Source organism: Serratia sp. MMO-28 (genome assembly GCF_037199905.1).
Classification (GTDB): domain Bacteria; phylum Pseudomonadota; class Gammaproteobacteria; order Enterobacterales; family Enterobacteriaceae; genus Chania; species Chania oryzae.
Genome location: NZ_JBBCVB010000002.1, coordinates 209,436 through 224,322, shown reverse-complemented (window position 1 = coordinate 224,322; position 14,887 = coordinate 209,436). Strand labels below are relative to the sequence as shown.

The following is a 14,887-nucleotide window of genomic DNA, read 5'->3' as shown; positions in this document are numbered from 1 at the left end:
CGTGCCAAATGCTTCACACCCCAGATGCTTCTATTTCGAAGTCGTGGCATGTCACTAAACAGCCCACTGAAGCGGGTGTGAATACTAACCAAAGCCGCCAGGCCACGCAAGGGCAATTTGCTGCTGCCGATGCGTTTGCAGAAAAAAACATCAAAAACTGACGTAATCTGTGATCTACGCAGGCACGGTAGCCCATGCCTGCGTGAAAACAAGATGTTAGCCTGCCAGTTTCACCGCATCGGCGATGCGGTGCGCCAGCATCTCAACCTGTTTTTCGTCCTCGCCTTCCACCATCACGCGGATAAGCGGTTCGGTACCCGATTTACGCAGCAGAACGCGGCCATGACCAGCCAGTTCAGCCTCGACCTGTGCGGTCACTGCACGTACGGCTTCTGATTCCAGTGGGTTATGCTCGCCAACAAAACGCACGTTAACCAGGATTTGCGGCAGCAGCTTCATGCCACTGCACAGATCGTGCAGGCTCATGTTATTACGCACCATGGCAGTCAATACCTGCAACCCAGCCACAATACCGTCACCGGTGGTGGTTTTATCCAGCAGGATCACGTGACCGGAGTTTTCCGCCCCGATACGCCAACCCAGCTCCTGCAGTTTTTCCAGCACATAACGATCGCCCACTTTCGCGCGGGCAAACGGGATACCGAGTTGCTTCAGTGCCAATTCCAGGCCCATATTGCTCATCAGCGTACCAACTGCACCGCCGCGCAACTGGCCCTGACGCAGACCTTCACGGGCAATGATATAGAGGATCTGATCGCCATCCACTTTATTGCCCTGATGATCCACCATCATCAAGCGATCGCCATCACCATCAAACGCCAAACCAACATGTGCCTGCTCTTCCAGCACCCGCGCCTGCAGTTGGCGCACATCAGTGGCACCGCACTCTTCGTTGATATTCATACCATCTGGTTCACAACCGATGGCAATCACCGTCGCACCGAGTTCACGCAGTACGCTTGGCGCGATGTGGTAGGTTGCACCGTTCGCACAATCCACGACAATTTTCAGGCCATTCAGGCTGAGTTCGCTTGGGAAAGTACCCTTGCAGAATTCGATATAGCGCCCCGCCGCATCAACGATGCGGCTGGCTTTACCCAGTTCGGCTGACTCAACGCAGGTGAGCGGTTTTTCCATTTCGGCTTCAATGGCTTCTTCCACCTCATCCGGCAGCTTGGCACCATCAATGGAGAAGAACTTGATACCGTTATCATAAAACGGGTTGTGCGAGGCAGAGATCACGATCCCGGCCTCTGCCCGGAAGGTGCGTGTCAGATAGGCCACTGCCGGCGTTGGCATCGGGCCGGTAAATGAGGCAGACAGCCCAGCGGCGGCCAGCCCGGCCTCTAACGCGGACTCCAGCATATAACCGGAGATACGGGTATCTTTACCGATGATGATCTTACGCGAGCCATGGCGTGCCAGCACCTTACCGGCAGCCCAGCCAAGCTTAAGCACGAACTCCGGGGTGATCGGGCTGTCACCGACTTTGCCACGAATGCCATCGGTACCAAAATATTTGCGCTCGCTCATGTCTCTACTATCCCTTCGCTGAAAGTGTTGCCTCGACGACACGCATCGCCTCGACGGTTTCTTTTACATCATGCACTCTGACAATCTGCGCCCCTTGCATTGCGGCGATCACCGCACAAGCAACGCTGCCAATAACCCGTTGATTAGGTGGCACATTCAACAGTTGTCCAATCATCGATTTGCGCGACATACCCACCAACAGCGGCAAACCAAATTGATGAAATTCCGACAACCGGGCCAGAAGCTGATAATTATGCGCCAAATTCTTACCGAAACCGAAGCCCGGGTCGAGCAACAATTTCTGTTTTTCGATTCCGCCAGCGATGCAACGGTCAATATGCTGCTGGAAAAACGCCTTTACGTCACCCATCAGGTCGTCGTAATGCGGCGCCTGCTGCATGGTGCGTGGCTCGCCCTGCATATGCATCAGGCAGACCGGTAGGCCACTTTCGGCCGCGGCTGCCAACGCTCCCGGCTCCTGTAATGAGCGAACGTCATTAATCAAGTGCGCTCCGGCGCGGGCAGATTCGCGGATCACAGCCGCTTTCGAAGTATCAACTGAGATAAAGACTTCAAACCGCTGGGCCAACGCTTCCACCACCGGCACCACACGATCGAGCTCTTCCTCTTCACTGACCTCAGCGGCTCCGGGACGGGTCGACTCACCGCCAACATCGATCATCGTCGCGCCAGCAGAAATCAGAGCATGAGCATGCAGCAAGGCTGCATTCAGCGAATTATGTTGGCCACCATCGGAAAAAGAGTCTGGAGTAACGTTAAGTATCCCCATCACCTGAGGATGATTGAGATCGAAAATCTGGTCGCGCACGGTTAGCTGCATGATTAATTCACCTTAATGTTGCCTGCCGGAAGTTGATTTTGAACGTTGCGGGCAACGGCACAACCCTACCTTTTAAACAGGCTACAACGCGGCTATTTCAACTGTGACGGGGATAAAAAAACCCCGGACTCGCCGGGGTTCGATTTTATTACACAGCCGACGTTATTTGTCGAGCTGTTGCTGTTCAGACATTGGGTTGCCTGGGGTTGGCGTATGCGGTTCATCAACCGGCGTCGGGGCTTTTGGCGTGCCACCGTTGTCGGAGTTGTTGCTCTTGGCCGCGTCGTCCCAACCGGCTGGCGGACGCACATCTTTACGGTTCATCAGATCGTCGATCTGCGGCGCGTCGATGGTTTCATATTTCATCAGGGCATCTTTCATTGAATGCAGGATGTCCATATTTGCCATCAACAGCTCACGTGCACGCGTGTAATTACGCTCGATCAGGGATTTCACTTCCTGGTCGATGATACGTGCTGTTTCATCTGACATGTGTTTCGCCTTGGCCACAGAACGGCCCAGGAACACCTCGCCTTCTTCTTCCGCGTACAGCAGTGGCCCAAGCTTCTCAGAGAAGCCCCACTGGGTCACCATGTTACGGGCAATCGAAGTGGCGACTTTGATGTCGTTTGAAGCACCGGTAGACACTTTTTCCGGCCCGTAGATAATCTCTTCCGCCAAACGGCCACCGTACAGCGTGGAGATCTGGCTCTCCAGCTTCTGACGGCTGGCGCTGATCGCATCCCCTTCCGGCAGGAAGAAGGTCACACCGAGCGCACGGCCACGAGGAATAATCGTGACTTTGTGCACCGGATCGTGCTCAGGCACCAGTCGGCCAATGATCGCATGGCCAGCTTCGTGATACGCGGTGGATTCTTTCTGCGCTTCGGTCATCACCATGGAGCGACGTTCCGCTCCCATCATGATCTTATCTTTGGCTTTTTCGAACTCAACCATTGATACCACACGCTTGTTACCACGCGCGGCAAACAGTGCTGCTTCGTTGACCAGGTTAGCCAGATCGGCACCGGAGAAGCCCGGTGTACCACGCGCAATCACAGAGGCATCAATATCCGCTGCCAATGGCACACGGCGCATATGCACTTTCAGGATCTGCTCGCGGCCACGCACGTCTGGCAGGCCAACCACCACCTGACGGTCGAAACGGCCTGGGCGCAGCAATGCAGGGTCAAGCACGTCGGGGCGGTTGGTTGCCGCAATCACGATGATGCCTTCGTTGCCTTCAAAGCCGTCCATCTCAACCAGCATCTGGTTCAGCGTTTGCTCACGTTCATCGTGACCACCACCCAGCCCAGCGCCACGCTGACGCCCTACGGCGTCGATTTCATCAATAAAGATGATGCACGGTGCCGCTTTTTTAGCCTGTTCGAACATGTCACGCACGCGGGAAGCACCCACACCGACGAACATTTCAACGAAGTCAGAACCGGAAATGGTGAAGAACGGTACTTTCGCTTCACCGGCGATCGCTTTCGCCAGCAAGGTTTTACCGGTACCCGGTGGGCCAACCATCAGAACACCTTTCGGGATCTTACCGCCCAACTTCTGGAAACGGCTCGGCTCACGCAGGTAATCCACCAGCTCGCTAACCTCTTCTTTTGCTTCATCACAACCTGCAACATCAGCAAAAGTGGTTTTTATCTGGTCTTCCGTCAGCATACGGGCCTTGCTTTTGCCGAAGGACATCGCGCCCTTGCCGCCGCCGCCCTGCATCTGCCGCATAAAGAAGATCCAAACCCCGATCAGCAACAACATCGGGAACCAGGAGATAAAGATCGAAGCCAGCAAACTCGGCTCTTCCGGTGGTTCACCGACGACTTTGACGTTCTTGGTTAACAACGTATCCAGCAGTTTCGGATCGTTGACGGGGATGAAGGTCGTGTATTTGTTACTGTCTTTACGAATAACATTGATTTCACGTCCATTAATTCGTGCTTCACGAATCTGATCTTGGGTCAGTTCGGACATGAAGGTAGTGTAATCCACCCTACGGCCATTAGACTCGCTGGGCCCAAAGCTCTGGAATACAGACATCAATACTACCGCGATGACTAACCAGAGAATTAGGTTTTTCGCCATGTCACTCAAGGGATTAACCTCATATTACAACTGTGTTAACAAACAGCGTTAGGGTACTACAGTTTCCGCCCTGTCGCTACAATGTACACTTCACGCGAACGTGCGCGGGAAGCGTCTGGCTTACGAATCTTAACCTTCGTAAACAGGGAGCGAATTTCCCGTAGGTACTCGTCAAAACCATCTCCCTGGAACACCTTCACCAGGAAACTACCGCCTGGAGCGAGGACATCACGACACATTTCCAGTGCTAATTCCACCAGATACATCGATCTCGGGATATCGACCGCCGGGGTGCCACTCATATTCGGCGCCATGTCAGACATGACAACCTGAACCTTACCTTCACCTACACGTTCCAACAGTGCTTTGAGTACCAGTTCATCACGAAAATCGCCCTGAAGGAAATCGACACCAACGATAGGATCCATTGGCAAAATATCACAGGCAATGACACGCCCGTTACCACCAATCTGAGTGACGACATATTGCGACCATCCACCCGGTGCCGCCCCCAGATCCACTACCGTCATTCCCGGTTTAAACAGCTTGTCACTTTGCTGTATTTCATCAAGTTTAAACCAGGCGCGGGAGCGCAGCCCCTTTTTCTGCGCCTGTTGCACATATTTATCGCTAAAGTGTTCTTGTAGCCAGCGACTGGAGCTAGCCGAACGCTTTTTATTAGCCATCTCGTTTTCCAACTATCCTAAAAGAGAGTCTTATGTCAGGTTCGCTGCTCACGTAGACGCCATTCGGTGCAGACCGATTTGGTGATATACATGAGATGGCGGTAGAATGACCCGTTTTCAATCCCAACTTAAGCAAAAAAGACAATGAATCTGAATAATAAACAAAAACAGCACCTGAAAGGCCTGGCGCATCCGTTAAAACCGGTTGTCATGCTGGGTAATAACGGTCTCACCGAAGGGGTGCTGGCTGAAATTGAGCAGGCTCTGGAGCATCATGAGCTGATCAAGGTAAAAATTGTGGCCGAAGATCGTGAGACTAAAACCCTGATCGCCGACGCTATCGTGCGTGAAACGAATGCCTGCAATGTGCAAGTGATCGGCAGTTCGCTGGTTCTTTACCGCCCATCCAAAGAGCGCAAGATCACTTTGCCACGCTAATCCACCGTCTGTTTGACGGAAAAGGTGCCATGCACCGAGCTCAGATAAAAGGCCGCTTGCGGCCTTTTTCCTTTCTTTACAAATCCCCGCTGAATATCTGACCAATTCACCCAGAATTACAGATATTCCACTTTCAGGATCTCATACTCAACATCGCCACCCGGCGTTTTAATGACGACGACGTCATCCTGTTCTTTGCCAATCAGGCCACGCGCCATCGGCGAATTGACTGAAATGAGGTTCTTCTTAAAGTCAGCTTCGTCGTCACCCACGATCCGGTAAGTGACTTCATCTTCCGTTTCCAGATTCATGATCGATACGGTTGCACCAAAAATCACGCGGCCAGTATTAGGCATTTTGGTGATATCAATCACCTGCGCGTTAGACAGTTTGGCCTCGATCTCCTGGATGCGCCCTTCGCAGAACCCCTGCTGCTCACGCGCGGCGTGATATTCAGCATTCTCTTTCAAATCACCGTGTTCACGCGCATCCGCGATATCGGCGATAATTTTCGGGCGACGTACACTCTTCAGATATTCAAGTTCTTCGCGCAGTTGCTCTGCGCCAAATAAAGTCATCGGAATCTGTTTCATCGTTTCAATACCTCTAAATCTTTCCTGTTCAAATAGCCGTCATCCTGACGTGTTCGTATGAAAATACGGTTGGCTCTGCCTTCCGTCTCCAGGCGATAAACAAAAGAAACCTGACTCGGAATTTTCTCCCAAGTCGGGATCGATTTTGTATTTTGAGAGGTATTTTAGCCTAGAGTTCCTTAAGGGTCATCGTTTACTTTCTCCCTTAATGCACCGTAGTATGACAGCACGTTACCTAGCTGTTACCCCGAGATTATGCGTTTTTCACGAATTGTCAGTGCATTGGCCTGCGTATGTGTTCTTAATGCAAATGCGGCCCCGGTCGAAGATTACACACAATATCTGCCTGATGGGGCCAACCTTGCCCTGATAGTTCAGAAGATAGGCGCCACTACGCCGACGATCGACTATCATTCGCAGCAGATGGCACTACCGGCCAGCACCCAGAAAGTGCTGACAGCGCTGGCGGCATTGTTACAGCTCGGGCCTGACTACCGCTTTAACACCACGCTGGAAAGCCAGGGCAATATCACTGATGGCGTATTACGCGGCAATCTGATCGCCCGTTTCAGCGGTGATCCTACGTTCAAACGCCAGAATCTGCGCAATATGGTGGCAGTGCTGAAAAAACAGGGCGTGCGTGAGATCAGCGGCGATGTTCTGGTTGATACCTCGGTATTTGCCAGCCACGATAAAGCCCCCGGCTGGCCATGGAACGATCTGACGCAGTGTTTCAGCGCACCGCCAGCAGCAGCGATTGTCGATCGCAACTGCTTCTCGGTATCGCTCTACAGCGCGCCGAATCCCGGCGAAATGGCCTTTATCCGCGTCGCATCCTTCTATCCAGTGAATATGTTCAGCCAGGTGCGTACGCTGGCCAAAGGCTCGGCGGACGCGCAATACTGTGAGCTGGACGTAGTGCCGGGCGAGCTAAATCGCTTTACACTGACCGGGTGCATGACGCAACGCAGCGAACCACTGCCCTTAGCCTTCGCCATTCAGGATGGGGCCAGCTACGCCGGTGCGATCCTGAAAGATGAACTGACGCAGGCCGGGATCCAGATTAGCGGCCATTTGAAGCGCCAGACCATACCGGGCCTGAGCGGAACGGTGATTGCTCAGACACAGTCTGCCCCGTTGCATGAATTATTGAAAATCATGCTGAAAAAATCTGACAATATGATCGCCGACACCGTCTTCCGCACCATTGGCCATGAACGTTTTGGCGTTCCCGGCACCTGGCGGGCCGGTGCCGATGCCGTGCGCCAAGTGCTGCGCCAGAAAGCCGGGGTAGATTTGGGTAACAATATTCTGGTGGATGGTTCTGGCCTGTCGCGCCACAATCTGCTCACCCCGGCGACCATGATGCAGGCACTGCAATATATCGCCCAGCACGACAGTGAGCTGAATTTCATCGCGATGCTGCCGCTGTCCGGCTACGACGGCACCCTGCGCTATCGCGGCGGCCTGCATGAAGCAGGCGTCGATGGCAAGGTTTCCGCCAAAACCGGTGCATTACAAGGGGTCTATAATCTCGCGGGCTTTATCACCACCGCCAGCGGCCAACGCTATGCCTTTGTACAATTCTTATCGGGTTATGCGGTGCCACCGGAAGATCAGAAGCAGCGCCGTATCCCATTAGTCCGTTTCGAAAGCAGGTTGTATCGCGATATTTATCAGAACAATTGAGGGTCAATCGGCATGAAACTACTGATTGTTGAGGATGATGAACTGTTGCAACAGGGCCTGGCATTGGCGTTATCCCACGAAGGCTACGCCTGCGACTGCGCCAGCACGGCGGCAGAAGCCAACAGCTTGATCGTCAGCAGCCAATACAGCATGGTGATTTTGGATCTTGGCCTGCCGGATCTCGACGGTGCCAGCCTGCTGCGCCAGTGGCGCCGTATGCAGATCGGCATCCCGGTGCTAATCCTCACCGCCCGTGATGCCCTGGAAGATCGCGTTGACGGCCTGGATGCCGGTGCCGACGATTATCTGATCAAACCCTTTGCCTTGGCTGAACTGCAAGCCAGGGTGCGAGCGCTGATCCGCCGTTATCAGGGCCACAGCGATAACCTGCTGCAGCAGGACGATCTGACGCTGAACCTGTCCAGCCAGCAGGTGTATCTGCAGCAGCAAGCGATCGATATCACCCCCAAAGAGTTCGCCATCCTGTTACGCCTGATAATGCGTGCCGGTCAGACCGTTAATCGTGAACTGCTGCAACAGGATCTCTATACCTGGAATGACGATCTGGGCTCGAACACCCTCGAAGTCCACGTTCATAACCTGCGTCGCAAGCTGGGCAAAGATCGTATCCGCACCGTACGTGGTATTGGCTACCGTCTGGAACCCGCATCATGATTAGTATGCGCCGCCGTCTGTTGCTGATGCTGGCGCTGATCCTTCTGGTCACACAGTTGATCAGTGCATTTTGGCTATGGCATGAGAGCCAGGAGCAAATCAGCTTCCTGGTGGATGAAACCCTGTCTGCAAAAATGCGCAATGAGCGGGTCGATACCGAAATTACCGAGGCCATTGCCTCATTGCTTGCCCCGTCGCTGATCATGATGATGGTGACGCTGCTGGCCTCTTTCTGGGCCATCAGTTGGATTACCCGCCCACTTAATCAATTACAAGAACGGCTGGCAAAACGCTCTGCGGATAACCTGACCCCCTTGCCCATGAGTAACGACAGCCTGGAAATGGTCGCGGTGACCAGCGCGTTGAATCAACTGTTTTCACGTCTCGATCACACCATCCAGCAGGAGCGTCTGTTTACCGCCGATGCCGCCCATGAGTTACGCACGCCGCTGGCCGGTATCCGCCTGCATCTGGAGTTAATGGAGCAGCAAGGCATTAAAGAAAGCCGGGTACTGATTGCGCGTATTGATCAACTGATGCACGTCATTGAGCAATTACTGATGCTGTCGCGCGCTGGCCAGAATTTTGCCAGTGGTCATCATCAGCAGTTTGACTGGGTCAGCCAAGTTATCCAACCGCTGCAGGAAGAGCTGGGTGAACTGGCGGCGCAGCGCGGGCAGAAATTACGTTGGCAACTACCTGCGCAAGCCGTTACCCATGGCGATCCGGTCTTATTGCGCCTGATGCTGCGTAATCTGGTGGAAAATGCCCATCGCTACAGCCCAGAAAACAGCACTATCTATGTGCAGCTCACCCCGCAGGAGCGCGGGCAGCGTTTGCAGGTGACGGATGAAGGGCCAGGAATTAAGCCAGAAAATGCAGGGGAGATAACGCAGGCTTTTCGCCGGATGGATCAGCGTTATGGCGGCAGCGGGCTTGGGTTGAACATCGTGAGCCGCATCGCGCAACTGCACCGCGGTTGGCTGCGGCTTGAAAACCGCACTGAGATCCGTGGCCTGAACGCCCAATGCTGGATACCCGATAACCTCCTGAACTCATGAAAAGGGCCCAGCCATCGCTGAGCCCTCTATCACACCAACACAGAATTACTTCTGATAGATGATTTCGACGCCTTCGTCGTCATCTTCGTCCCAGTCATCATCCCAGTCGTCTTCCGCTTCGGCTTCCACTTCGGCGATCTGCTCACGGTGGTAGTCATCCCACATGAACTCGACTTTCTCTGGCGCGCTTTCTTCAATCGCCATGGTCTTCGGCTGGGTATTGATAAAGTTCATCACGTCCCAGCACAGCGCATTAACGCCTTCACGGTTAGCGGCGGAGATCATGTAGTACTTACCTTCCCAGCCCATGCCCTCTACGATCGCCTTGGCGCGTTCGGCGGCCTCTTCGGCATCCAGCAGGTCAACTTTGTTGAACACAAGCCAGCGTGGCTTCTGCGCCAGATTCTCGCTGTATTGATTCAGTTCATTGATGATGACTTTGGCATTCTCTACCGGATCGGATTCGTCGATCGGAGCAATATCCACCAGATGCAACAGCACACGGCAGCGTTCCAAGTGCTTAAGGAAACGGATCCCCAAGCCGGCACCGTCCGACGCACCTTCAATCAATCCAGGGATGTCAGCCACCACGAAGCTCTGCTCGCTGTCCATGCGCACCACACCCAGGCTCGGCACCAGCGTGGTGAACGGGTAGTCAGCCACTTTAGGTTTGGCAGCAGACACCGCACGAATAAACGTCGATTTACCGGCATTCGGCAACCCTAACATGCCCACATCGGCCAACAGCAACAGCTCCAGCAGGATATCGCGCGTTTCACCCTTGGTACCCAAGGTTTTCTGGCGCGGGGCGCGGTTTACTGAGGATTTGAAACGGGTATTGCCCAAGCCGTGCCAACCGCCTTTGGCTACCATCAGGCGCTGCTGATGGCGAGTCATGTCACCGAGGATCTCGCCGGTGCCCTGATCTTGCACACGCGTGCCCACAGGCACCTTAATCACAATGTCTTTACCACGCTTGCCGGTACAGTCGCGGCTCTGGCCGTTCTGGCCTCGCTCGGCACGGAAAGATTTTTCAAAGCGGTAATCGATCAGGGTATTCAGGTTTTCATCTGCCAGCAGGTAAACGTCACCGCCGTCACCGCCGTCACCGCCGTCCGGCCCACCGTTCGGGATGTATTTCTCACGGCGGAAGCTGACGCAGCCGTTACCACCGTCACCTGCAACAACCAGGATCGTCGCTTCATCTACAAACTTCATTTACCGTCTCCGTAAATCATTCACCGGACTGCTTCAAAGAAACAATCAGGTTGGGTTCTGCCCGTCGCGGCCACCAACGGTGGCCAATTGCGGAAAACATAGCGCCTGCTACCACCACGAAAGCACCAACATAGCCGACGACATTCAATGTCGGGGCGGCGAATACTTGCGGCCATGCCAGCGCCAATAAATCTGAAAACATCAGGGTGAATAACGGCGTGAGCGTCACTACCGCACTCACCTGTGCCGCCTGCCAACGCGCCATCGCTTCCGCCAGCGCGCCGTAACCAATTAGCGTATTCGCGCCGCAAAACAGCAAACAGGCCAATTGCCAGTTGCTGAGTTGGAAAATCACCGCAGGTTTAGCCAGCGGGAATAACGCGATTGCACATAAAGTGTACAATATGACCAGGATCTGTGGCGACGCCAATCGGCGTAGCAGCACTTTTTGAGCCACTCCATAGGTCACCCAAACCATCGCTGCACACACGCCCAGCAAAACACCTAGGGTGTAATCCGTCAGTCGGGTAAAAATTTCAATCAGGCTAACGTTAAAAAACAACATCAACCCGCAAATCAGCATCAATGCCCCAATCACCTGGGTGATTCGCATCCTTTCTTTCAGGATCAGTACGCTGGCGAACATCATGCCAACGGGTGATAACTGGCCAATCACCTGTGATGCCGTTGGGCTCAGGTATTTCAGCGAAGAACTGAAAAACACAAAATTGCCCAGCAACCCTGCGGTGGCAATAATCAGCAAGAGTAGCCAGCGCGGTTGGCGAAATATTTTCACCGATGGCAGACGCCCACGCACCGCCAGAATCATACCCAGACCGATAGCAGCGAAGGCAAAACGGTACCAGACGACGGTAAATGGCTCCATCACCTTCAGCACTTCTTTCATCGCGATCGGCAGCGCCCCCCAGCAAATTGCGGTGGTCAGCGCCAGGAAAATCCCCATACCGGCCTGCTGTTTCGTTTCCATATTTCCTGATACCTGCGGGCCTGAACCCAGGCGCCCCATAAATGTAAAAAGCCCCGCAACGAATTGCGGGGCTTACATCTATTTCGTAAGGCTCGAAAAATTATTCAGCTTCGATGCTGATGAATTTACGATTGCTCGGGCCTTTAACTTCGAATTTGACTTTACCGTCTTTCAAAGCAAACAGAGTGTGGTCTTTGCCGCAACCCACGTTGGTACCCGCGTGGAATTTGGTGCCGCGCTGACGAACGATGATGCTGCCTGCCAGTACTGCTTCGCCGCCAAAGCGTTTTACGCCTAGACGTTTAGCTTCTGAATCGCGACCGTTACGAGTCGAGCCGCCAGCCTTTTTGTGTGCCATTAATCCGCTCTCCTAACTTAAGCGCTGATGCCGGTGATTTTAACGTCAGTGAACCACTGACGGTGGCCCTGCTGCTTACGGTAGTGCTTACGGCGACGAAACTTAACAATCTTGATTTTTTCGCCACGACCGTGAGCAACGACTTCAGCTTTGATCTTGCCGCCATCGACGTAAGGAACACCGATTTTGATATCTTCGCCATTAGCGATCATCAGAATCTGGTCAAACTCAACCGCTTCACCAGTTGCGATGTCCAGCTTTTCCAAGCGAACGGTTTGACCTTCGCTTACTCGGTGTTGTTTACCACCACTTTGGAAAACCGCGTACATATAAAACTCCGCTTTCCGCGTGCCCAACTGTTCAGTACAGAGCGCGCTATAAATATTCACAATAGGGCGCGAATTCTACGCAATAATCCCGCACATGACAAGTACAGAATGGGGGCGGAAGGTGAAAAAAGAAGAAAAAAACCACAGTTTCTTTCATGGCGTTTATCTATGCCGTTTTTCAAGTACAATCAAAGGTGACAGTGACCGCCCTATACCGATGTGAGCAGCGATCTCATCGCGGTGAACAGAAACACAGCTGAAAAAACACAATGAACCTAGAACAAATTACTGAGTTAACCGCGCAAGATATGGCGGCCGTGAACGCAACCATTCTCGAACAGTTGAATTCCGATGTCACGCTCATCAATCAACTTGGCTATTACATTATCAGCGGTGGCGGTAAGCGCATTCGTCCGATGATCGCCGTGCTGGCGGCGCGGGCGCTGCACTATCAAGGGGATAAACATATCACCGTGGCTGCCCTGATCGAGTTCATTCACACCGCCACGCTGCTGCATGACGATGTGGTGGACGAGTCCGATATGCGGCGTGGCAAAGCCACCGCCAATGCGGCGTTTGGCAATGCAGCCAGCGTACTGGTGGGTGACTTTATCTATACACGCGCTTTTCAGATGATGACCAGCCTGGAATCGCTGCGCGTGCTGGCGCTGATGTCTGAAGCCGTCAACGTGATTGCCGAAGGTGAAGTGCTGCAGCTGATGAATGTGCACGATCCCGACATCACTGAAGAAAGCTACATGCGGGTGATCTACAGCAAAACTGCGCGCCTGTTTGAAGCGGCGGCTCAGTCATCGGCGATCCTTTCCGCTGCGACTGAAGCAGAAGAGAAGGCCCTGCAGGACTATGGTCGCTACTTGGGCACCGCCTTCCAGCTGATTGACGATCTGCTCGATTACAGTGCCGACGGAGTGACACTGGGTAAAAACACCGGTGACGATCTCAATGAAGGCAAACCCACCCTGCCTTTATTGCATGCCATGCATCATGGCGATGCGCAACAGGCGGCAATGATCCGCACGGCCATTGAACAGGGAAATGGCCGCCATCTGCTGGAGCCCGTCTTGGCCGCAATGCAGGCATGCGGTTCGCTAACCTACACCCGCCAGCGCGCGGAAGAAGAAGCAGACAAAGCGATCGCAGCCTTGCAGGCGTTACCGGAATCGCCATACCGTGCGGCGCTGGAAGGATTAGCCCATCTGGCTGTTCAACGCGAGTTTTAAGAAATTACGCTTTCCAAATATTCAAATAGGTCTGGATTCCAGACCTACAAATTCTCTGCACTAATGAGTTCCCGTGGAACTAACGATTAATGCCTTTCCGTTAGTCAGACCTTTTACTATCTCATTGCCGTGTAAGAAAATTACCCAGCGATAACTCAAGGCAAGCTTATTAACCAAAAGAAGGTAAAAACGAAAACCACGCTGAAAATGTTTAGCAGCAGGAATGCTATTTTGTGAAACACTGAGCACAACGATGCGCGCTACTTGTTCTGTTCGCCGATCCACGTCAGTAAACTGCCGACGCCCTCACGCATCAGAAATGCCATAACCTGTGCCCGCTCGCTGTCTGACAGGTGGTAGTAATATTCGATCCACACCGCCAAAGTATCCTGCCGTTCTACCTCATAGACCGCCGGTTCTTCACGCAGTATCAACAGTTTTTTCACGCTGGCGGGCAAGCTGTCGACATGGTATTCCAACGCCTTTCCCTGTACGCCTTTACGACGGCGGCTAACCCAGCCTTCGCGCCGGGCCATGAGGTTGATTCCCTGTGTCGAAGAAGGTAATCCTGCGATGCCTGTCAGCTCCTTGGCAGCAAACCACTCGTTTTTCATAGCCATTATCTCTGGACAATAGTGTGGCAAGATAAATTTTTCAGAAACCATAAGATGTTTTTTAGAAACTTAGTGGTATTCTGGTTTCCGAATAAACGCTTCATGTTGTTCAAACGATTAATTCTGACCTGTTAGTTATACCACTAACAGAACTTTCTCTAATCAAAAAAGGAATGTAAACATGAATTCACGGAACCCAGACTGGCATCCGGCAGACGTCATAGCGGCATTGAAGAAGAGAGGTACAACGTTGGCAGCGGTTTCACGCCAGGCAGGATTAAGCTCATCCACCCTCGCCAATGCGCTGTCACGCCCTTGGCCGAAGGGAGAATGGCTGATTGCCGACGCATTGAATGTTCATCCTGCGGAGATTTGGCCAAGCCGGTATTTTGATCCGCACACCCAGCGTCTGCTGGATCGAAAGAGTCGTATCAAATCATGAGACGAAAAAAAGCCGCCGGACTGTTGTTCCGGCGGCTTTTACAGGCTTAACGCACTGGCG

Annotated in this window: 16 protein-coding genes; 6 read left to right on the top strand and 10 right to left on the bottom strand. The window is 53.2% G+C overall.

Annotated features, from left to right (window positions below; genetic code table 11):
* Nucleotides 1-216: 216 nt before the first annotated feature.
* From glmM to rlmE, 4 genes are all read right to left on the bottom strand, one after another.
* Nucleotides 217-1,554, bottom strand: coding sequence for a phosphoglucosamine mutase (gene glmM, locus WG891_RS02670; RefSeq protein WP_337261446.1), 1,338 nt, complete (start codon nucleotides 1,552-1,554; stop codon nucleotides 217-219).
* A gap of 7 nt (nucleotides 1,555-1,561) precedes the next feature.
* Entirely contained in the window at nucleotides 1,562-2,395 is an 834-nt protein-coding gene (folP, locus tag WG891_RS02665) for a dihydropteroate synthase (RefSeq protein WP_337261447.1), read from the bottom strand.
* 162 nt (nucleotides 2,396-2,557) lie between these two features.
* Nucleotides 2,558-4,495, bottom strand: coding sequence for an ATP-dependent zinc metalloprotease FtsH (gene ftsH, locus WG891_RS02660; protein WP_076943022.1), 1,938 nt, complete (start codon nucleotides 4,493-4,495; stop codon nucleotides 2,558-2,560).
* 56 nt (nucleotides 4,496-4,551) lie between these two features.
* The gene (rlmE, locus tag WG891_RS02655; protein ID WP_076943023.1) at nucleotides 4,552-5,181 is read right to left on the bottom strand and encodes a 23S rRNA (uridine(2552)-2'-O)-methyltransferase RlmE; all 630 of its coding nucleotides are present in this window, start codon (nucleotides 5,179-5,181) and stop codon (nucleotides 4,552-4,554) included.
* 144 nt (nucleotides 5,182-5,325) lie between these two features.
* Here rlmE and yhbY point away from each other — a divergent pair, with 144 nt between their 5' ends.
* Nucleotides 5,326-5,619, top strand: a complete 294-nt coding sequence (gene yhbY / locus WG891_RS02650; protein ID WP_076943024.1) for a ribosome assembly RNA-binding protein YhbY — start codon at nucleotides 5,326-5,328, stop codon at nucleotides 5,617-5,619.
* Nucleotides 5,620-5,735: 116 nt separating this feature from the next.
* On the opposite strand, the gene greA is transcribed toward yhbY, so the two are convergent.
* Nucleotides 5,736-6,212 (bottom strand): transcription elongation factor GreA, encoded by a 477-nt coding sequence (greA, locus tag WG891_RS02645; protein ID WP_076943025.1) that lies wholly within the window; start codon nucleotides 6,210-6,212, stop codon nucleotides 5,736-5,738.
* A 255-nt stretch (nucleotides 6,213-6,467) separates the two neighbouring features.
* On the opposite strand from greA, the gene dacB reads away from it, so the two are divergent.
* From dacB to pmrB, 3 genes are read left to right on the top strand one after another with little or no spacing between them, the layout of a single operon-like run.
* Nucleotides 6,468-7,901, top strand: coding sequence for a serine-type D-Ala-D-Ala carboxypeptidase (dacB, locus tag WG891_RS02640; protein WP_337261448.1), 1,434 nt, complete (start codon nucleotides 6,468-6,470; stop codon nucleotides 7,899-7,901).
* A gap of 12 nt (nucleotides 7,902-7,913) precedes the next feature.
* A complete protein-coding gene (pmrA, locus tag WG891_RS02635; protein ID WP_337261449.1) occupies nucleotides 7,914-8,576 on the top strand; it encodes a two-component system response regulator PmrA in 663 nt (220 codons plus the stop codon).
* On the top strand, nucleotides 8,573-9,637 hold the full coding sequence (gene pmrB, locus WG891_RS02630) for a two-component system sensor histidine kinase PmrB (RefSeq protein WP_337261450.1): 1,065 nt from the start codon (nucleotides 8,573-8,575) through the stop codon (nucleotides 9,635-9,637). The genes pmrA and pmrB overlap by 4 nt, the downstream gene beginning before the upstream one ends.
* Before the next feature lie 45 nt (nucleotides 9,638-9,682).
* Here pmrB and cgtA read toward each other — a convergent pair whose 3' ends face one another.
* From cgtA to rplU, 4 genes are all read right to left on the bottom strand, one after another.
* Nucleotides 9,683-10,855, bottom strand: a complete 1,173-nt coding sequence (gene cgtA / locus WG891_RS02625; protein ID WP_076943029.1) for an Obg family GTPase CgtA — start codon at nucleotides 10,853-10,855, stop codon at nucleotides 9,683-9,685.
* A gap of 16 nt (nucleotides 10,856-10,871) precedes the next feature.
* On the bottom strand, nucleotides 10,872-11,843 hold the full coding sequence (locus WG891_RS02620) for a DMT family transporter (protein WP_076943030.1): 972 nt from the start codon (nucleotides 11,841-11,843) through the stop codon (nucleotides 10,872-10,874).
* Nucleotides 11,844-11,943: 100 nt separating this feature from the next.
* Complete coding sequence (rpmA, locus tag WG891_RS02615) at nucleotides 11,944-12,201, bottom strand: 50S ribosomal protein L27 (protein ID WP_004933559.1); 258 nt, start codon at nucleotides 12,199-12,201, stop codon at nucleotides 11,944-11,946.
* Between the two features lie 17 nt (nucleotides 12,202-12,218).
* Entirely contained in the window at nucleotides 12,219-12,530 is a 312-nt protein-coding gene (gene rplU / locus WG891_RS02610; RefSeq protein WP_037396379.1) for a 50S ribosomal protein L21, read from the bottom strand.
* Between the two features lie 269 nt (nucleotides 12,531-12,799).
* Between rplU and ispB the strand changes: the two genes are divergently transcribed.
* Nucleotides 12,800-13,771, top strand: coding sequence for an octaprenyl diphosphate synthase (gene ispB, locus WG891_RS02605; RefSeq protein ID WP_076943031.1), 972 nt, complete (start codon nucleotides 12,800-12,802; stop codon nucleotides 13,769-13,771).
* Between the two features lie 260 nt (nucleotides 13,772-14,031).
* On the opposite strand, the gene WG891_RS02600 is transcribed toward ispB, so the two are convergent.
* On the bottom strand, nucleotides 14,032-14,385 hold the full coding sequence (locus tag WG891_RS02600) for a DNA-binding protein (RefSeq protein WP_337261593.1): 354 nt from the start codon (nucleotides 14,383-14,385) through the stop codon (nucleotides 14,032-14,034).
* 181 nt (nucleotides 14,386-14,566) lie between these two features.
* Between WG891_RS02600 and WG891_RS02595 the strand changes: the two genes are divergently transcribed.
* Nucleotides 14,567-14,827, top strand: a complete 261-nt coding sequence (locus WG891_RS02595) for a helix-turn-helix domain-containing protein (RefSeq protein WP_072010944.1) — start codon at nucleotides 14,567-14,569, stop codon at nucleotides 14,825-14,827.
* Nucleotides 14,828-14,887: the final 60 nt, after the last annotated feature.